The organism is Gilliamella sp. Nev6-6, from assembly GCF_001690605.1.
Classification (GTDB): Bacteria; Pseudomonadota; Gammaproteobacteria; order Enterobacterales; family Orbaceae; genus Gilliamella; species Gilliamella apicola_C.
In genome coordinates this window covers 1-19,299 of the sequence record NZ_LZHP01000010.1, presented here as the reverse complement: position 1 = coordinate 19,299, position 19,299 = coordinate 1, and the positions used below count along the sequence as shown (strand labels likewise).

The following is a 19,299-nucleotide window of genomic DNA, read 5'->3' as shown; positions in this document are numbered from 1 at the left end:
ACACTATTAGTATTTAGCTTTTGAACAATCGTTTTTATTCGCTATATTAAAATTGCTTATTAAAAAGCATTGGATTGTTACCGATCTATAGCGGGCAAAACCTAAAGGGCAGTAATGGCTACCCTTTAGGTTTTTTTTGTTTTAAATCTAAAAGATTTTATTTATTCTTTAAAATAATGAGTAGAGAAAAATGAAATATTTAATAAAAACAGTATGTAAAGTAAAACCAAAACGAATTGTTTTAATGACGATGCTTTGTTTATGTTATTTACCAAATGCTATTGCTGCTACTCAAGATGAATTAGAAGCAAGAATTGCATTATTAGAACAAAAATTATTAGCACTTAGTCAAGAGTCTAATGATTTGAAAAAGCAAGTGATTGAGTCGAATAAACAGCTCGCTCAATTAAATAATCATCTTCAAAAACAACAAATTGTTATAAATAATCAGAAAAAAGCGCTTAAAAATAGCCAAAAAGCAGTACTTACAAAGCAACAGCCACCTAGTAACCCAACACAAATAAGTAATAATCAAATTGTGCTAGTTAATACACCAAAAGCAGACATCGTGCTAGGTGAAAATCCACCAGAAAAGAGATCATTTACTTTAGCTGAATTTAAAGACTATATTAAAGATGAAATTGGTTTTTCTTATAATGGTTATTTTCGTGGTGGCTGGTCAACTTCAAGTAATGGTAAACCTAAGAATTATGCTGAAGGAGCATTAGGTCGATTTGGTAATGAATATGGCGGTTGGTATGATCTTGTCTTTAAGCAAAAAATCTATGATCAAGATGGAAGACGTGTTGATACTATTGTTATGATTGATGGAAACGTAGCGACAAATAAAGCTGCGGGGTTATTTAATACTCAAGATGATAATCTTATGCAATTTTCAGATATTTATTTAGAAACAAAAGGATTTGTACCAAGTTTTCCTGATGCAAAATTATGGGTTGGTAAGCACTCATTACCTTATAATGAAATTCAAATGCTTGATTGGAAAACCCAAAAAACACCCGCTGGTGGGGGGATTGGTGTTGAAAATCTTAAAGTCGGTATCGGCGCTTTTGATGTCGCTTTAGTAAGAGCAGATGTAAATGTAAAGAGCAAAAAAGGAGTAGCTAAAATAGATAGCAATGGCAATGAAATTATTCAACATAAAAAAGAAGAAGTTGATTTAAATGAGCTAGAAATCCGCTATCGTGATATTCCATTATGGAAAGATGCAACGCTTGGGGTGAATGCTCGTTATTCAGCTCCAAATAAATCTAAAATCCAAGATAATGTATCTGTAAAAAATGCTTGGCTTGGTAGTTTTGTTTTGCGTCAAAATAAATTTTTTGGTGGATTTAATCAGTTTACATTGCAGACAGCAACCAATTCTGTTGCTTCACAGTTAGCAAATATTAATACGAATAATCCAGAATTTGCCAGTAATTCAGATAATGACTATATTGGTACGCATACAGGAGGTAAAGCTTATCGCTTTGTATCAGAAGGGGAAGCTTATCTAAGTAATGATATTATTGTGGCTCATGCTTTGGCGTTAACTTCAGGTAATGATGTTTACTCTTACGATCTTAACCGCCCACATGCCGATTTTACAAGCTTTAAATCAGCTATAAGACCAGCTTATATCTGGGATACTTATAATCAAAGTGGTGTTGAGCTTGGTTATTTTCGACAAAAGAACAAAGTCAAAAATAAAACTTATGTTGAAGAAGGATACAAAACCACGCTTTATCATTCGTTCAAAGTTGGAAAAAGTATTTTGTCTTCACGACCCGATATCCGTTTTTATGTTTCTTATATAGAGGCATTACAAAATGATATCAGTAAATTTGATTTTAATGGTAAAGATCATCAAATTAGTTTTGGTGTACAAACCGAAGTCTGGTTTTAATTGTAATTTTATAGATATGATATAAAACTTATCATCTGAACTTTATTATAGGTTTAGCTCAATACCGCTTATTTATATAGTTCAGATGAAAAGTTAACGGTTTACTGGTGTAGACCTACTGTAGACCTACGTTATTTTTAGCTAAAGCTGGTATATAAACATGAAATTTTGCAAGTGATGTTCGCGTGTGGCGATTTTTTTATGAAGAACCATAATGGGTTATTGGGGTTTTGTGAGGCAAGAATTCTTTAATCCAGTAGTCACTAAACGCCATGAGCTTTTGTGTTCGCTCAAAAATAAGCAATATCACTGAAAATCGATTAACTTAATATGGTTTTTCACCTAAATTGATTAAAGTATTTTGGCATATACAATATGCCTCTTTTATCTAAAATAAAGTGACTGGTTTAATGCAGTTTAGCAATACAATCTTTGCTAATAATAGTATGCTATTATCGGTTTTAAAAAGTTTTTTTATTGCAAAGATTGGTAGTCAGCCTTTACTATTTTGGTAACTTTCAAGCCCTGACGTGCATAAAATTACCTAAACTTTCTTCTGGGCACAGAGTAGATGGCATATTGGCGTTTATACAACAATTAGGTTCAGTTGGGCTCAACTTGTCAATTGTTTGTGGTTGCGAGTTTTGTAATCGTTTACCAAAATAATATAGCTCTGCTAAGGTGCAGTACGAAAATAGACATCTATATTGCGATTGTTGAGGCGGCGATTCATATGGCTATGTGTCTTAAAGGGTATCTTTAATTCCTTATTTGGTGGTTAGCAAAGCACAAAATATAACCAATTCCATTTCTGGGGATATTAACTTTATTTTAAGATTGATAACCACTTACAAATAAAATGATTATGCTAATTACCATTTATTTATGTTATTATGTAAATATTTATAGGTTATTGTTGTAAATATGATGAAAAAACATAATGTTATTACAATGCTTCCGCTTTTTGCGATTGCTTTTAATAGTTATGCTATAGACAAATATGTGACAGATGATGTTGATATTTATTTGCGGCGAGGCCCTGGTTCGCAGTATGCGTTTTCTAATGCAGTTAAAGCTGGAGAAAAGGTCATTGAGCTAGAAAAAAGTGCAGATGGTAAATACAGTCGTATTCAACTTAATAATGGTAGTGTTGCTTGGATAGAAACGGCTAAACTGAACGAACAAGCTAGCTATAAAGAACGCTTTCCTGAGTTAGAAGCAAAATTTGCAGAATATAAAGATAAAGCCGATAACGCCGATGCGAACCAACAGAAATTGGTCAATGAATACATCCAAAAGTTGCAATCAGCGGAAAAAACAATTGAAACACTTCAAAGTAAAAATGAAGTTTTAGAACAACAGCTCAAAGAGCAGGGGACGCGAATTGAATCAATGCTGAATCAAGTGGATGATAAACGCCTTGATCTTATTGTAACTTGGTTCACCTATGGTGGTCTTGTAGCTGGTGGTGGCCTTATTTTAGGGCTTATATTACCAAGGATTATACCTAGTCGACGTAAAAAAGATCGTTGGATGCGATAGATGAGTGCAACCTATCTTGTTGGAGGTAGTGTGCGCGATAGTTTGTTGCATCTGCCTGTTGTTGATCATGACTGGGTTGTTGTTGGTGCTACGCCAGAGGAGCTTTTGGCATTAGGATATCAACAAGTCGGTAAAGATTTCCCAGTATTTTTGCACCCCAAAACAAAAGAAGAATACGCATTGGCTCGGACTGAGCGAAAATCCGGTAAAGGTTATACTGGATTTATTTGTGATTTTAGTAAAGAAATTACATTAGAACAAGATCTGATTCGCCGAGATTTAACCATTAACGCCATTGCCATGGATGAAAATGGCAATATTATCGATCCTTATCATGGTGTTGATGATATCAAACATAAAATCTTACGGCATGTCTCACCAGCTTTTCGAGAAGATCCGCTACGTATATTACGAGTTGCACGTTTTGCAGCGCGTTTTCATCAATTAGGCTTTACTGTAGCGCCACAAACCTTAGATTTAATGAAACAAATGGTATCAGCTGGTGAGGTGAGTTGTTTAACGCCAGAACGCGTATGGAAGGAAACAGAAAAAGCATTGTCAACTTCAAATCCGCAAATCTATTTTCAAGTACTTGAGCAATGTGGGGCGCTTACGTTGTTGTTTCCATTATTATGCCTATCAGCTGATATTCTTGATGCGCTAAAAAAATCAACCCTACTAACTGACGATTTAACTATACGTTTTGCTGTATTGTGTGGGCTGTTGCCTAGTAAGTCTGTGGTCGAATCATTGTGCGCAAAAATCAAAGCCCCCAACAACTATACTAAAATTGCGATTATGACTCGCCAATATCGTGGCGATGTTGAAAGAGCGCAGACACTCACTGCTGAGCAAATTGTTTCGTTGTTAAATAACATTGATGTATGGCGCAACCCTTTGCACCTAAATCAATTAATCATCGCAAGCCAAGCTTTCGCTAAAACAACATCGTTTACACAAGCAAATTATTTAAAAGAAGCTTATAGCATCGCCAATGGTGTTAACGTGCAACACATTATTGCTGATGGTTATACTGGAAAACAAATTCATTGCGAGTTACAAAAAAGGCGAATTGAAGCGTTAATAAACTGGATTTGATTGCATCTTAATCAATCGCAACTTTTTTTCAAAATATCTTAAAAAAAGGGTTGACGATTTGTCGTAACACAAGCATAATGCGCCTCGCAATGTTGGTTACGACGTTGCGAATGAATGGCTACGTAGCTCAGCTGGTTAGAGCACATCACTCATAATGATGGGGTCACAGGTTCGAATCCCGTCGTAGCCACCATTAAGATTGGGTAATACTTTTACCGGAAGTATCCAGTGCGGGTGTGGCGAAATTGGTAGACGCACCAGATTTAGGTTCTGGCGCCGCAAGGTGTGTGAGTTCAAGTCTCTCCACCCGCACCATTTAATCTTAATGTTTATCCTTTAATTGGGGTATAGCCAAGCGGTAAGGCAGCGGGTTTTGATCCCGCCACGCCCAGGTTCGAATCCTGGTACCCCAGCCATGCTTTGATCATTTTGATTGCAAAAGTGTATCTTTCGATTGAAATTCCTAATTGCTATCTATTTGTCTTTGCTAAATGAGATTGGCAGGATGTTATCTGTATGCTTAATTTGGGATATCTGACCGATTTTAGTTAAAAATTGATATTAATAATTAAGCAATTACCATGAAAGCTAATGTTTTAGATTAACGTTTTTGATGTGAAGCCCACATGAGCAAAAAACATTGCTCATGTAGAACTTATTTTAGAAAACTGTGACTTTATTTATATAGGCTTACAAACACCGTTTGCGCTGTGTTTGCAGGATTGGTTGATACTTCTTTTACGTAATAAAAATGGGCGCCATTAGCAATAGCATGTTTTTGTGCAGCCGAGCTAATTTCTGCAGTATTGTTAAATACACCATGGAAGCTAATTGTACTAAATGGGGTCATATGTTTAAATGCTTCACTACTGATTTCGTAAGCATCTTGACCTTGTATCGCATTTGTAGCGATATAATCTCTAATTGGTGCATCTTGTTTGTATAAATAAACTTCGATATCCTCTGCTTGACTGCTGGCATTAGCCGACGAAATTGAATCGATATAAAACGCATAAGCATTTTTCTCAGCGGCTAATTTACTTGCTGCTTGGGTGATTTCGGATGTGTTATTGTAATTACCTTTAAATTTAACAATTTCAAATGGTAAATAGTAAAGTGCCTTTGAACGATTATAAGAAACTACACCATTATAGGTGGTTTCATCTTTTTGCACGGCAATAGGTGCATTAGATTGATAAATATTGGCATAAACAATAGCGCGATCTGATGAAGTGCCATTAGCTGGACTTTCGATGGCAGTAATGTGGTAATATTTAGCTCCCGCTTCGTCGGCTGCGCGTGAAATATCATTAGCTGCGTTATCGGCTTGTAAGTAACTGCCAGTCACTGAAATTTCTTTTAATGGCACTAGATGCCTACTTTCTTTGTCTGTCAAAGGTTCAGCAGCGTAAAGACTCGCAACGGGTAAAGATAATAGTACGGCTAAAGCAATAGAAGTTTTGGTAAAACGTTTCATGATTGAATCCTTCGTTTTGAATTATTAAAATAGAAAATCACTTTGTTAACGCTTATTTAATTTACAGATATATTAATATAGTGTTGCTTTGAGAATGTTCTAACTTGTGGAGCTCCAGAATGTTTTGTCCTTGTCTACTTGTAAAAAGTGTTAAGACATATAATAGTTGTTTTGGTTTGAATGAATTGTAAAACAACTATCTATAGTTATAAGATGTTCAGTGATAATCCTCAAGTTCTTTTCATTAAATAGAATAGCGCCTAGCACGAATTGCTTAAAATGAAATAAATTGTTAAAAAAAGTGTTAACTTTTTGTTGATTAAATCTGTGATTACTTTTGTAAAATTGTATTTACCCTATAGATTATTCACGAATTGTTTCGATGAAATGCATAAGAATTTGAGCGGTTAATCCCCAAATAACCCTATTACGATACTGATAAAAATAAACGGGATGCTCGGATCGTTTTTGCCAGTTTTGTGAACGGTTAGTAATGATATTAAAAGGGAAATCATCGGCAGGTTTATGCCCTACAAACATTGTTGCACTCATTGGGCGGTTATGAATAAACCACTCAACCGGAACGGTAAAGATTTGTTTTACTTCGTCATGGTTTAGTTGCAAATCATTTAGCGAGCTTATTGTGCCTACAAATGGGTAAATAATCATACCTAATGTTGCAATAAATTTAGGTAATTGCCCTAAAATCGTTATTTGATTGTAGGCTATACCTAATTCTTCAACAGTCTCACGCTTGGCGGTGTATTGGGGATTTGGGTCAGCCAATTCAACCCGACCACCAGGAAAACAGATATCGCCAGGTTGCCATTTTAGCTTTTCTGATCTGACCTGAAATAACAGATGCAATTGGTGATTAACCTCGACGATTGGTAACAATACCGCAGCTTTATTATCGACAAATTTAGTTGCCTGCTTTTTTTGGATTTGTTTAGTTATATTTTCAATTGTGATCATATTAATGTGTTTTACTCTAAGATTAAATTTTAGCCCTATTTACCTTGCACTAATAACATGCTAGATTTACCTAATGCGTTAGTTTAATACGCGTGTTTTACCTAATTGAAGCTATGCAATATTATATCAATAACATAAAAAAAGAACTTGAAGAGCTTGCCAATCTAAAGCGTGAACGAGCTCTTGTTGGCATGCCTGATGAATTTCAACAAGTATTTTTGTTGCTTCCTGCTCTTTTTCACTATCATACGCCTGAATTACCCGGATATATGGAAGGTAATATACCTTCAGGGATTGCTTGTTATCAATTATCTACTGATACAAAAAAACTACTTAAACATAAATTTAATTTTGCTCCCACCAAAAATAAAACTAAAGTGACTCGAGCTCCTGCAATATCAGCTTTATATTCAATGGGCAGCACCTGTTCTATGGGGCAGTCGGTTCAATCGGATCTTGATATTTGGATATGTATTGAAAATAGTTTAACTGACCAACAAAAAGAATTCTTACAGTTAAAATGTCGTCTAATTGAAGACTGGGCTGCAACGTTGCAAGTTAAATTAACATTATTTGTCGTTGATGCCGATCGGTTTATTAATAAACATCATGAATGCTTAATGGGCGAGAATTGTGGTTCTGCACAGCACATTTTGTTGCTTGAGGAGTTTTACCGCTCCGCAAATTTATTAGCTGGCAAATTTTTGTTGTGGTTTGTGGTGCCCCATAACTTTACTGTGAATAACGTCATTTACTCCACTTATGAACAATGTGTTAACGCCATGGTTGATCTTAATTTAATTGAACGAGATCAGTGGATTGATTTTGGCCCGTTAACAAATCTATCAGCTGAAGAGTATTTTGGTGCAAGTTTGTGGCAACTTTATAAAAGCATTGATTCACCTTTTAAAGCTGTGCTTAAAACTATGTTATTAGAAGCATATTCATGGATCTATCCCCAAAATAAGCCAGTTGCTTATCAAATGAGAGAATTTATTCAAAAGGGTGAAATACATAATGGAATGTATCTAGATTCGTATTACATGTTATTAGATAGAATCAGTAAATATCTTATTGAAATTAACGATTGGCAACGACTTGAGTTAATTCGCAACTGTTTTTATTTAAAAATAAATGAAAAGCTCTCTATTCCAATGAAATCACCTTCTTGGCGCCGTGCTATACTGAGTGACTTAGTTAAAAGCTGGGGATGGAATAAACAACAAATTGCAAAATTAGATGCTTGCCAAAAATGGAAAATAGGACAAGTTCGAGAAATGCACGAAATTTTGTTACACACCATGATGGCGGGTTATCGAAATTTGCTTAATTTTGGTCGGCGTAATAATTTAGACTCACAGATTAGCCCTAAAGATTTGGCGATATTAACACGAAAGCTTTATGCTGCTTTTGAAGTACTGCCGGGCAAGATTACCACTTTAAAGCTTAATATATCGGATAATCTACAAGAAGAGGTATTAACATTTATTCATGTTGCTAAAGACCGCATTAATCGATCTGGGTGGTATGTTTATAATCAAAAACCTATGTTGAAATCAATTGTTGGTCATCAATATCTAGAATACAGCAAATATTTAGTAAAACTAGTAGGATGGTGTTACTTTAACGGCTTAATAGCCGATTCTACCTCTTTTTATTATCGCGATGGAGAAAATCGAAACAACACAAAAATTAATAAGTTGATTGAGGATCTAAAAAAATATTTTCCTATTGATGTACCTACAGCAACTGAAGATCAGTTATATGGACCATGTGAAATTCGTCATTTAGCCATTATTTTAAATTTAGAAGACGATCCAACAGTGAATATTGAATTAGACGATCAAGTAACTAATAGCGTGCTTAATTATGGTCAGCATGAGCTGAGCTTGGTGGGATCGATAGATCTTCTTTATCGTAATTCATGGAATGAAATTCGCGTACTTCATTTTAGTGGTACACTATCGGTGCTTGAAGCGATTAAGGCTTTGTTAAATCGTATGCACAAAGACGCTGACTTGCCCAGTTCAATCGAAATTTTTTGTTATAGTGAATACCTAAGCAATGAAATCAAGCAAGACATGAAAAAGCTAATGGATGAATGTATTGATTTACGTTTAACCACCACTGAAAACAACTCAACGCAAGTCAAACCATTAAGGGTTGGAGGAGCTTCTTGGTATCTGTTTTTTGAACGACTAGGTGTATCAAGCCATCAATTTGACAATGCAATTGATTTTTATGGCGCGGTATCAAATAATAAAATACAAGGTAGGCCACTGAATATTTTAGACGAAACTAACGAACTACCGAAAGAAATTGATAGCGTTGCTTATGCTGGGATTATTCAATTCTTCTTTGAAAATACCGATTCGGGCTTTGATCTTTTCATCTTAAATGAACATAATCAAGTTGAAATTTATCGTAACTGCAACGGTTCAAGAGATAATATGGTGAAAGATATCAACGAATTTTATGTTTTATCTGACGATCGTTTTACGTTTACCACCAGTAGCTCGGTTAATTTTAATCTACCTCAATTTTATCAAATCACTTATAATGAACGTGGTGAGCGAGAGATCGTTCCGCTTAATTAAAAAAATCGAAACCCGATCTTATTTGCAGTAATCGTTGTCAAAAAACTTCAGAAAAACTTATTTTTGAGTATATAAAGATTAAATATTTACAATTAATGAGTAAAATAATTAAATTTCTATTAAAATAGTGGGAACTTTTTTTCAATTTAAGAATCTAACTGTTTGTGTGCGCAAATTTGGGCCGAACGACAGTTATTAACACAATAAGGAATGGCCTTTAATGGGGGAGCAAGTAACAGACCAAGTACTAGTTGATCGCGTTCTTAAGGGAGACAAAAACGCTTTTAATTTACTTGTTGTTCGTTATCAAAACAAATTGGCTTATTTGGTTTCTCGTTATGTATTAGCGTCTGAAGTTCCTGATGTTGTGCAAGATACTTTTATAAAGGCATACCGTTCATTAAGCCTTTTTAAAGGTGAAAGTGTTTTTTACACATGGTTGTATCGAATTGCGGTTAATACGGCAAAGAATTACTTAGCGTCTCAAGGAAGGCGTCCTCCAGCATCAGATATTGATGCTAACGAGGCTGAAAGTTACGAAGGTGCAGATTCATTGAGAGATCTCGATAATCCTGAAAATTTAGCGCTTTCAGACGAAGTGAAAAAAACAGTATTTGCTGCGATAGAGGCATTACCCGACGATTTAAAAACGGCAATCATGTTGCGCGAAATTGACGGTTTAAGCTATGAAGAAATCGCTAAAATTATGGATACCCCTGTAGGGACAGTGCGGTCACGTATTTTTAGAGCACGCGATGCAATTGATGAAAAAATTAAACCATTACTTAGTTAACGGTTACAAACAAGTTAACGGTTACAAACAAGTTAACAGTTACAAACAAATTGAAAGCATTAGTCATAAATTTAAGGTATTTACTATGCAAATAGAACAGAAAGAGCAACTTTCATTACTTATGGACGGTGAGTTTGACAATGATCATATTGTCGATGCTATATCATATGACGAAAGTTTGCAGTCATGCTGGCAGCGCTACCACCTTGTAAGAAATACAATGCGTGGCGAGTTGCATAGTAGCTTATTAACGCTAGATGTTTCTAAGCAAGTAGCTAAAGTAATTATGGCTGAAGATTTATATAACCAACCGACAAATCAACCTAGTGTTGAAGCCACTGCGCCACCAAAATCTGAAAATCTCATGTGGATTCACGTTAAAGACTTTTTTGCTAAAGCTAGCCAAGTTGGGCTTGCAGCGTGTGTAACCCTTGGCATTATTGTTGGTGTGCAATATCATCAAGGACAAGCAGATAGTGTTAACGCAAGCCCTATATTAAATACAGTACCAGTAGGGGTAAACCTTGCACCAGTGGGGGGAACTCACCAACAAAACGATCAGCAATTACTTGAAAAACGCCAATATGACAAAATTAGATTGCTTGTACAAGATTATGAATTACAAAAAAGATTAAATGCTCGTTAATTCGAAATGAAATCATTACATTATTTTGTTATATATTCTCTAAAACAGAGCAGAAATATTATATTTGCTCTGTTTTTTGTGTTTTTTTCAGCGTCTATTTTTGCTCAAGATACCGACGATGCCCTAATACGCTTAAATAGAATGAATCATGCTGTAAAAACGCAAGATTACCGAATTTACTTTTTATCTCAAGATAAAAACCAATATGTAAGCACATTTGAATATAGCCATTTGGGCGCTACTAAAAAAGAAGATATTAATGCGTGTTTGCGTTATCTTGAAGGTCCTGATAAAGAGATCATTTTACATAAAGGCGTCACCAGTTATTTTCAGCCTGATAGCCCATCATTTTCTATTACAAGCTCACGTATTTTGGAAGCTTTTCCTGATGTGATTTATAACAATTTCGATGCGCTTAAAGACATTTATGATTTTATTGAATTAGGTCAAACTAGAACTGCTAACCGAAGTGTACAATTGGTAAAAGTTGTCGCTAAAGATAACGACCGTTATAGCTATGTGATTTGGATTGATGATGAAACCGATTTACCGATGAGAATTGATTTATTAGATCAAAATAATGATGTCATCAACCAACTAAAAGTGGTTCAACTTGAGAAAGATTTTGATAAGAATGAACTGGCAAACTACATCAACAGCCGAACTTATCCGATTTTATTATCGATTGAAAAGCAAAAAGATGTGCTTGGTCAATGGCGATTAGCTTGGTTGCCTAAAGGGTTTAAAGAAATAGCTGCCTATAATTTGAATTTTTATCGCTCTGATATTGCGACTAAATTGTACTCAGATGGTGTGTTTTCGTTTACGGTTAATGTATCTTCTGAGCAAGCTAAACAATCAAATCAAATCATCCAACAAGGCGGGCGGACTATTTATTCAACGAACTTTAGGCACAAAAATATTATCATCATTGGTAATTTGCCACAAACTACTGTTGAGCGTATTGCACAAAATATTATCCAGAAATAAAGACAAACTTCTCGATAACGCTATGCTTAGTAGTGATAAATGTGTAAAATGTTCCTCTTTCTGACTATGTAATTATTAGCAATGCTGGTAATAACCAAAAGGCACTTTAGATAGTTAACCGTTAATAACCAAGATACTAATTTATTAATATGAATAAAAATATCCGCAATTTTTCAATCATTGCCCATATTGACCATGGTAAATCAACGCTTTCAGACCGCATCATTCAAATTTGTGGCGGGCTTTCAGATCGAGAAATGGAAGCTCAAGTGCTCGATTCAATGGATCTTGAGCGTGAACGTGGCATTACGATTAAAGCACAGAGTGTAACACTTGATTATCATGCTAAAAATGGCGAAACCTATCAGCTTAATTTTATCGACACGCCAGGGCATGTTGATTTTTCGTATGAAGTATCTCGTTCGCTCGCTGCTTGTGAAGGTGCATTATTAGTTGTGGATGCAGGGCAAGGGGTAGAGGCACAAACACTAGCAAACTGCTATACCGCGTTAGATATGGATCTTGAAGTTGTCCCCGTTCTTAATAAAATCGATTTACCCGCAGCCGAACCAGAACGTGTTGCGGCTGAAATCGAAGATATTGTTGGCATTGATGCAAGTAATGCGGTTCGCTGTTCGGCTAAAACTGGTGTTGGTGTTATTGATGTACTTGAACAATTAGTTAGCGACATCCCTCCACCAGAAGGCGACTCAAATGCGCCATTACAAGCACTAATTATCGACTCATGGTTTGATAACTACTTAGGTGTAGTTTCACTAATTCGCATTAAAAATGGTGAGTTAAACAAAGGCGATAAGATCAAAGTAATGAGTACTGGCATGACTTATAACGTGGACAGGCTAGGTATTTTTACTCCAAAACAAGTAGACACACAGCGCCTCAATTGTGGTGAAGTAGGTTGGGTTGTTTGTGCTATCAAAGATATATTAGGCGCTCCAGTGGGGGATACTCTGACTTTGGCAAAAGCACCTGCACAAACCCCATTACCAGGTTTTAAAAAGGTCAAACCACAAGTTTACGCAGGGTTATTTCCAACCAGTTCTGACGATTACGAAGCTTTCCGTGATGCGCTTGGAAAATTGAGCCTAAACGATGCTTCACTATTTTATGAGCCAGAAAATTCAGGCGCTTTAGGATTTGGATTCCGTTGTGGTTTTCTTGGCTTACTACATATGGAAATCATTCAAGAGCGTTTAGAGCGTGAATACAACCTCGATCTTATCACTACCGCGCCAACGGTTGTTTATGAAGTGCTAACCACATTGAACGAAACAATTTATGTTGATAGCCCAGCTAAATTACCGGCAGTAAATAACATCCAAGAATTACGCGAACCGATTGCTGAATGTAACATATTAGTACCACAAACTTATTTAGGTAACGTAATTACATTATGTGTTGAAAAACGCGGCGTACAAACCAACATGGTTTATCATGGCAATCAGGTTGCTTTAACGTATGAAATCCCAATGACTGAAGTTGTATTAGACTTTTTTGATAAGTTAAAATCGACATCGCGCGGGTATGCCTCATTAGATTACAGTTTTAAACGATTCCAAGCTGCCGACATGGTAAGATTGGATGTATTAATTAACGGTGAACGCGTTGATGCATTAGCTTTAATCACCCATAAAGATAATGCACCATATCGAGGGCGAGAATTAGTTGAAAAAATGAAAGATCTTATTCCCCGTCAACTATTTGATATCGCCATTCAAGCAGCTATTGGTAATCATGTTATAGCACGATCAACCGTAAAACAATTACGTAAAAATGTATTAGCCAAATGTTACGGTGGCGACGTAAGCCGTAAAAAGAAACTTCTACAGAAGCAAAAAGAAGGTAAAAAGCGAATGAAACAAGTAGGTAATGTGGAATTACCGCAAGAAGCATTTTTAGCGATTTTGCATGTAGGGAAAGATTAACCAATTAAAGACAAATCGATAAAAAGATTTATTTAAAGAGGGAAAAAAATGGCTGGAACATTTGCCATCATATTAACATTAGCGACACTTATTACAGGTATTTTTTGGTTTTTAGAAAAATTCAAATGGAAACCAGCAAGACAACGCAAAGTTGAAGAAATCCGCACACAAAGCGATGGTGAAGTCGATGGAAAAGTCCTTGCTCAAGTTGGCAAGCCTAAAGGCTGGGTTGAAAACTTATCATCATTTTTCCCAGTTTTGTTTGTGGTGTTTGTTATTCGCTCATTTATATATGAGCCGTTTCAAATTCCATCTGGCTCAATGATGCAAACGTTATTAATTGGCGATTTTATTGCTGTTGAAAAATATGCATACGGCATGCGTGATCCTATTACCAATACTGTTATCATCCCTACAGGAAAACCTAAACGTGGTGATGTGGCTGTATTTAAGCACCCTGATATTCCAAGCATGGATCTGATTAAACGGGTTGTTGGTATGCCTGGCGATAAAATCGTGTATCAGGTTAAAGAAAAGCAAGTTCTAATCTACCCGGCCTGCCAACCAACCGATATAAATTGCCAAGGCCAACAATTGCAACCACTTGATTTGCATTACAGCGAACCTAAGTCAAGCAATTGGAAAGAAGTTCACGAACAGTTGAAACCAAACCCTAGTTTTTATACTGTAGAACAATATGCTGATAAAGGTATTGTCGACTCTGAATCTATTGTGACATTGAATATGAAAATTCAACAAGAGACCTTAGGCGACAGAGCGCACGAAATCTTAATCACACAAGGTTCACAAGAAAACCCAAGATATTATTATCACCAAGATGGTCAACCTGATGCTACTTGGATCGTACCACAAGGTCATTATTTTATGATGGGCGACAATCGTGATAACAGCGGCGACAGTCGATATTTCGGTTTTGTGCCTGAAGCTAACTTTGTTGGTAAAGCTACAGCAATTTGGATCAGCTTTGAAAAACAACCAAACGAATGGCCTACAGGTATCCGCTTTAATCGTATTGGTGGCATACATTAATCATTATGAAAACATTTACTGAAATTCAACAATCTATCGGCTATCAGTTTCAGGATCTCTCTTTACTTGAATTAGCACTTACTCACCGAAGTGCTAATAAACTGCATAACGAACGTTTAGAGTTTTTAGGCGATTCTATTTTAAGTTTCGTCATTGCTGATGAACTCTATCATCGCTTTGTCAAACAAGATGAAGGTGATCTAAGCCAAATGCGAGCAACCTTGGTTTGTGGGCAAACACTTGCCGAAATTGGAAAAGATTTCAAGTTGGGCGATCACCTTATTTTGGGGCAAGGTGAATTAAAAAGTGGAGGGTTTCGTCGCGAATCCATTATTTCTGACGCTGTCGAAGCTATTATTGGAGCCATTTACTTAGATAGCGACATCGAAACAATACGCCTGTTAATCTTATCATGGTATCAAACGCGATTAAGCCAAATCCAACCTGGCATTAAACAAAAAGATGCCAAAACAAGATTACAAGAATATTTACAAGGAACTCATCGCCCTCGTCCGTGTTATTTAATTCTTGAAGTCACAGGTGATAATCATGAACAAGAGTTCTTAATTCAATGTAAAATTGACGACGATAGCCACGAGTATTTGGGGCGGGGCTTAAGTCGCCGAAAAGCAGAACAAGCTGCCGCACAAGAAGCTCTCAACCAATTAGGTATAAAATGATAGAAACAACACAACATTGCGGGTTTGTCGCCATTGTCGGGCGACCAAATGTAGGTAAATCAACGCTATTAAACCAGTTGCTTGGACAAAAAGTTTCGATTACATCACGTAAAGCGCAAACGACCCGCCACCGCATTATCGGTATCGACACACAAAATAACGATCAAATTATCTATATTGATACACCAGGACTTCATATTGAAGAAAAAAGGGCGATTAACCGCTTAATGAACCGAGCGGCAAGTAGCTCAATTGGTGATGTTGAGCTTGTTATTTTTGTGGTTGAAGGGACACATTGGAATGATGATGATGAAATGGTCGCTAACAAGTTAAAAGACTGCAAAAGCCCTATATTGCTAGTGATTAATAAAATTGACAACGTTAGTGACAAAACACAATTATTACCACATATACAAACGATCAGCCAAAAAGCAAATTTCATTGATGTTGTACCAATTAGCGCTGAAAAAGGCGAATGTATTGATATTATAAAAGATATCGTCAAAAAACATTTACCAGAAGGTGAACACCATTTTCCTGAAGATTACATAACCGACCGCTCGCAACGCTTTATGGCATCAGAAATCATCCGTGAAAAGCTCATGCGCTTTTTAGGTGATGAATTACCTTATTCGGTAACGGTTGAGATTGAACAATTCAAAGTGGATGAACGCAACGGAATGTACCGAATTAACGGATTGATTTTAGTTGAACGCGATGGGCAAAAGAAAATGGTCATCGGCAATAAAGGCGAAAAAATCAAAAAAATAGGCATCGAAGCCCGCAAAGATATGCAATCCTTTTTTGACAACAAAGTCCATTTAGAACTTTGGGTAAAAGTTAAAGCGGGATGGGCTGATGATGAGCGAGCTTTACGAAGCTTAGGCTATAGTGATGATTAAAAATTTTAAGCGATTTTTTGTAACAAATTAGGTATAAAGATACCTAACTTTCTTTAACCGCCTAATAAAATTAAAGTTTTACTAGGTGGTTTTTATAGAAAAATACGTTCATTGTTTATAGTTGAAACAGGTTGTTTTGTCTTATTCAATGACAGAGTATACCAGCAAAAACAAAATTTAATTTTATACTGAAACGCTATTTATTTTACAAAAATTATTGGATTTAACTTAAAAACACAAATAAAAAACTTAATAAAATCAATAGCTTTTCTGAATCCTTTTTAAGGAAAAAATATTCCTATTTTTAACCCGCCAATGGTTGTTAAAAGATATGATTCTGCAACCGCACGAGGGATACTGGGGGATTGCGCATAAAATCCTCTAGATCGGCGGTTATCATCAATCGTTTATTTTATTTACAAAAGTCAAAACGCCAAAAACCATAACAATCCTCCCAAAATAAGCTATTTGCCACTTAAAAAAGCAGTCAGAAAAGATATTGATTTTATTTGATTTTTTATTTTTGCTTTCTTAGATTAAAACACGAAGTGCAATTTTAAACTCGGTGGAGTGAAGAAAATAGAAAGATGATTTATACTCGCTACTTCGCACCACCATAGTTTGGAGGTTGCTATGCATTATAATCACCTTTCTAGGAAGGAACGATTCCCGATTTTCGTATTATTACAAGTCGGAAAGAATAAAAAAGCGGTAGCTCAGCTACTCAATAAGCATGGATAGGTTACACTAATTATTACTCGCTTTATAAGGTCATTGTTATGATAAACAAAAAGGCATCAACAATGATAAATTACATGTCAAGAAGAGAAAAACGCAGTTTTACTTGCGAATAAAAAATAGTTGGTAATGCTATATCAAAATGGTAAAAACGAGCGGATATTGTCACTGAGTATGACCTAACTAAATTCGCATTAGATAATATGATAAAACAATATCAAACCACCGAAGAGTTTACTGCTCAAGGCAATCGTAATACTCAAGAAAATGTACTTATAGTCCTACGTAAAGAAAATAAGCGTTTGTTAATGGAGAATAACATTCTAAAGCAAGCTAAGTTAGTAATAGGGCAAAAATCAAGTTAATCACAGAAAATTAATACCGATGTAGCTTACGAGCATTATGTCGATGTTTACAAATGTCAAAAAATCGATTTTATTATCAACAACAATTAATCAGAAAAAAACAGATAAAATGCTTGGTGAAAAAGCGAAAAAAAGTTTAACGATAACTATCAAGCCTATGTAACATAGTCGACTACAGGCAGAGCTTAGAAAGCAAGACATAATATTATCTAGACGCCGAATTGGTCGAATTATACAAGAAAAGGGTTTGGTGTCGAAATATACCTGTAAAAAATATTGTGTTGATACAGAAAAAGCAACGAATCAACCGTAAGCAATCGAGAAATCGTGGGACGAAGTGCTGGAAGGCATAAGAATACTCAATTGGTTATGGATGCTATCAGTCAAATTCCCATTAATTTAAATTTAGTTAAGTTATTTCATTCAGATAGAGAAAAAGAATCTGATAATTATTTACTTTGTGAATGTTTAAAGGAATTTGGCATGCAGCGTTCATTAAATAATAAGAGAAGTCCCTATGATGATACGGTTGCTGAAGCGACATTTAAAACGGTGAAGACTGAATTTGTGTCAAACACGATTTTCGATTTACTTAAACAGCTTAGGTTGCAATTTAATCACTATGTGGATTGGTTTAATGATAACAGGTTTCGTTTGTCTTTAAATTATCAGTCATTGATTGAATATAAAATGAATCTATAACCTTATATTTTTTGTGCTAAAAAGTTCGGCATACCAACGAATTGCACCTCATGTTTTAATCCAAGAAAATTACAATAAAAACCAAAATAGGTAAACTTGCATAAGCAATAAAAATATCTTTAAAAATAATATAAAAAGATATTATTTAATAATATTTTATATGGACATTGAGCCTAATGCCATTTAATATCCTGATCAAATTTTGTCTAGCATTTGAATAAAATTGATACGATAATAAGTTTTCCGATGAAAGTTTCTATAAAATATCTAGTAAGTTTAGCCTTTGTGATCTTACCCTTTACCTCTGTATTGGCTGAAGTTCACCCAATACAGGCACGGGGCGATCAGCAGTTGCCCCACCAGCAAGAACGACAAAAAGCACGACAAAATTGGCTTAGTTCTACCGCCCCCGCTATTCGTTTATTACCCCCCCGAACGTTACCACAAAAGGGATAGATTTTCCGACTGAAGCACCTTGTTTTAACATTGATCATGTAGCGTTAATGGAGCGAGACCAATTACCGTGGTTTATTCCATTAAAGAGACTGACATAACAGGTAGAGCGTGGCTGCTTGGAAGGTTAGGTAATTAGCTTATTGATGAGTAAACGGCAAGACCGCGGTCAGCTATGCCGTATTAGAACTACAGAGGCAATATCGAATAAAATCAAGAAATCAAGGATAAGGAATTAGCAATGAATAAGAAGTTATATCGAGTTATTTTTAACAAAAAGCGTAACATGCAGATGGTGGTTGCTGATATTGCTAAGACACCGATAGGCGGTGAAAAAAGCAACTCAACTTCAAGCCTAACCGCATTAAAATCACTTTTTGCCAATTTAAGTCCGATAACCTTTCTTATTTCTGTATCATTGGGTTTTGTCAGTATCAGT

At 35.6% G+C, this 19,299-nt stretch carries 16 protein-coding genes and 3 tRNA genes; 17 read left to right on the top strand and 2 right to left on the bottom strand.

The genetic code is table 11. From position 1 onward, the window contains the following. Positions 1-190: 190 nt before the first annotated feature. The 6 genes from A9G42_RS00935 (at position 191) to A9G42_RS00910 (ending at position 4,962) form a co-directional block, all read left to right on the top strand. Positions 191-1,906: a carbohydrate porin gene (locus A9G42_RS00935; protein WP_082211737.1), complete on the top strand. Its 1,716-nt coding sequence runs from the start codon at positions 191-193 to the stop codon at positions 1,904-1,906. A 924-nt stretch (positions 1,907-2,830) separates the two neighbouring features. Continuing rightward, entirely contained in the window at positions 2,831-3,448 is a 618-nt protein-coding gene (locus A9G42_RS00930) for a TIGR04211 family SH3 domain-containing protein (protein WP_065652368.1), read from the top strand. Further along, positions 3,449-4,546, top strand: coding sequence for a CCA tRNA nucleotidyltransferase (locus A9G42_RS00925; RefSeq protein WP_065652367.1), 1,098 nt, complete (start codon positions 3,449-3,451; stop codon positions 4,544-4,546). 116 nt (positions 4,547-4,662) lie between these two features. Continuing rightward, a tRNA-Met gene (locus A9G42_RS00920) sits at positions 4,663-4,739 on the top strand. 37 nt (positions 4,740-4,776) lie between these two features. Further along, positions 4,777-4,861 (top strand) — tRNA-Leu (locus A9G42_RS00915). Between the two features lie 26 nt (positions 4,862-4,887). Then, a tRNA-Gln gene (locus A9G42_RS00910) sits at positions 4,888-4,962 on the top strand. A gap of 260 nt (positions 4,963-5,222) precedes the next feature. On the opposite strand, the gene A9G42_RS00905 is transcribed toward A9G42_RS00910, so the two are convergent. Beyond that, the gene (locus tag A9G42_RS00905) at positions 5,223-6,023 is read right to left on the bottom strand and encodes a YdgH/BhsA/McbA-like domain containing protein (RefSeq protein ID WP_065580192.1); all 801 of its coding nucleotides are present in this window, start codon (positions 6,021-6,023) and stop codon (positions 5,223-5,225) included. 363 nt (positions 6,024-6,386) lie between these two features. Next, the gene (locus A9G42_RS00900) at positions 6,387-6,998 is read right to left on the bottom strand and encodes an NUDIX hydrolase (protein ID WP_065652366.1); all 612 of its coding nucleotides are present in this window, start codon (positions 6,996-6,998) and stop codon (positions 6,387-6,389) included. Positions 6,999-7,090: 92 nt separating this feature from the next. On the opposite strand from A9G42_RS00900, the gene A9G42_RS00895 reads away from it, so the two are divergent. From A9G42_RS00895 to A9G42_RS00840, 11 genes are all read left to right on the top strand, one after another. Then, entirely contained in the window at positions 7,091-9,595 is a 2,505-nt protein-coding gene (locus A9G42_RS00895) for a class I adenylate cyclase (RefSeq protein WP_143426070.1), read from the top strand. A 220-nt stretch (positions 9,596-9,815) separates the two neighbouring features. Beyond that, positions 9,816-10,388 carry an RNA polymerase sigma factor RpoE gene (rpoE, locus tag A9G42_RS00890; RefSeq protein ID WP_065566482.1) on the top strand — a complete coding sequence of 191 codons (573 nt, stop codon included), beginning with the start codon at positions 9,816-9,818 and terminating at the stop codon, positions 10,386-10,388. Continuing rightward, positions 10,360-11,034 carry an RseA family anti-sigma factor gene (locus A9G42_RS00885; RefSeq protein WP_179854578.1) on the top strand — a complete coding sequence of 225 codons (675 nt, stop codon included), beginning with the start codon at positions 10,360-10,362 and terminating at the stop codon, positions 11,032-11,034. The genes rpoE and A9G42_RS00885 overlap by 29 nt, the downstream gene beginning before the upstream one ends. A 78-nt stretch (positions 11,035-11,112) precedes the next feature. Next, positions 11,113-12,024 carry a MucB/RseB C-terminal domain-containing protein gene (locus A9G42_RS00880; RefSeq protein ID WP_065580196.1) on the top strand — a complete coding sequence of 304 codons (912 nt, stop codon included), beginning with the start codon at positions 11,113-11,115 and terminating at the stop codon, positions 12,022-12,024. 149 nt (positions 12,025-12,173) lie between these two features. Then, on the top strand, positions 12,174-13,970 hold the full coding sequence (lepA, locus tag A9G42_RS00875; protein ID WP_065652364.1) for a translation elongation factor 4: 1,797 nt from the start codon (positions 12,174-12,176) through the stop codon (positions 13,968-13,970). Between the two features lie 48 nt (positions 13,971-14,018). After that, positions 14,019-15,020, top strand: a complete 1,002-nt coding sequence (gene lepB / locus A9G42_RS00870; protein WP_065587888.1) for a signal peptidase I — start codon at positions 14,019-14,021, stop codon at positions 15,018-15,020. A 2-nt stretch (positions 15,021-15,022) separates the two neighbouring features. Further along, on the top strand, positions 15,023-15,700 hold the full coding sequence (rnc, locus tag A9G42_RS00865) for a ribonuclease III (RefSeq protein WP_442902718.1): 678 nt from the start codon (positions 15,023-15,025) through the stop codon (positions 15,698-15,700). Beyond that, on the top strand, positions 15,697-16,602 hold the full coding sequence (gene era, locus A9G42_RS00860) for a GTPase Era (protein WP_065582467.1): 906 nt from the start codon (positions 15,697-15,699) through the stop codon (positions 16,600-16,602). Before rnc ends, era begins: the two co-directional genes overlap by 4 nt. Before the next feature lie 1,430 nt (positions 16,603-18,032). Further along, positions 18,033-18,407, top strand: coding sequence for an IS3 family transposase (locus A9G42_RS00850; protein WP_179854577.1), 375 nt, complete (start codon positions 18,033-18,035; stop codon positions 18,405-18,407). Positions 18,408-18,653: 246 nt separating this feature from the next. Continuing rightward, on the top strand, positions 18,654-18,863 hold the full coding sequence (locus tag A9G42_RS00845) for a hypothetical protein (protein ID WP_065652362.1): 210 nt from the start codon (positions 18,654-18,656) through the stop codon (positions 18,861-18,863). A gap of 238 nt (positions 18,864-19,101) precedes the next feature. Then, the coding region (locus A9G42_RS00840; RefSeq protein ID WP_218837730.1) for an ESPR-type extended signal peptide-containing protein at positions 19,102-19,299 on the top strand (198 nt) is incomplete at its 3' end.

Bases quoted from the DNA above. Each gene is read 5' to 3' on its own strand.
- A9G42_RS00845 (WP_065652362.1), top strand. From the start codon at position 18,654: ATGAAAGTTTCTATAAAATATCTAGTAAGTTTAGCCTTTGTGATCTTA.
- A9G42_RS00885 (WP_179854578.1), top strand. From the start codon at position 10,360: ATGAAAAAATTAAACCATTACTTAGTTAACGGTTACAAACAAGTTAAC.
- era (WP_065582467.1), top strand. From the start codon at position 15,697: ATGATAGAAACAACACAACATTGCGGGTTTGTCGCCATTGTCGGGCGA.
- A9G42_RS00935 (WP_082211737.1), top strand. From the start codon at position 191: ATGAAATATTTAATAAAAACAGTATGTAAAGTAAAACCAAAACGAATT.
- A9G42_RS00925 (WP_065652367.1), top strand. From the start codon at position 3,449: ATGAGTGCAACCTATCTTGTTGGAGGTAGTGTGCGCGATAGTTTGTTG.
- rpoE (WP_065566482.1), top strand. From the start codon at position 9,816: ATGGGGGAGCAAGTAACAGACCAAGTACTAGTTGATCGCGTTCTTAAG.
- A9G42_RS00930 (WP_065652368.1), top strand. From the start codon at position 2,831: ATGATGAAAAAACATAATGTTATTACAATGCTTCCGCTTTTTGCGATT.
- A9G42_RS00900 (WP_065652366.1), bottom strand. From the start codon at position 6,998: ATGATCACAATTGAAAATATAACTAAACAAATCCAAAAAAAGCAGGCA.
- A9G42_RS00905 (WP_065580192.1), bottom strand. From the start codon at position 6,023: ATGAAACGTTTTACCAAAACTTCTATTGCTTTAGCCGTACTATTATCT.
- lepB (WP_065587888.1), top strand. From the start codon at position 14,019: ATGGCTGGAACATTTGCCATCATATTAACATTAGCGACACTTATTACA.
- lepA (WP_065652364.1), top strand. From the start codon at position 12,174: ATGAATAAAAATATCCGCAATTTTTCAATCATTGCCCATATTGACCAT.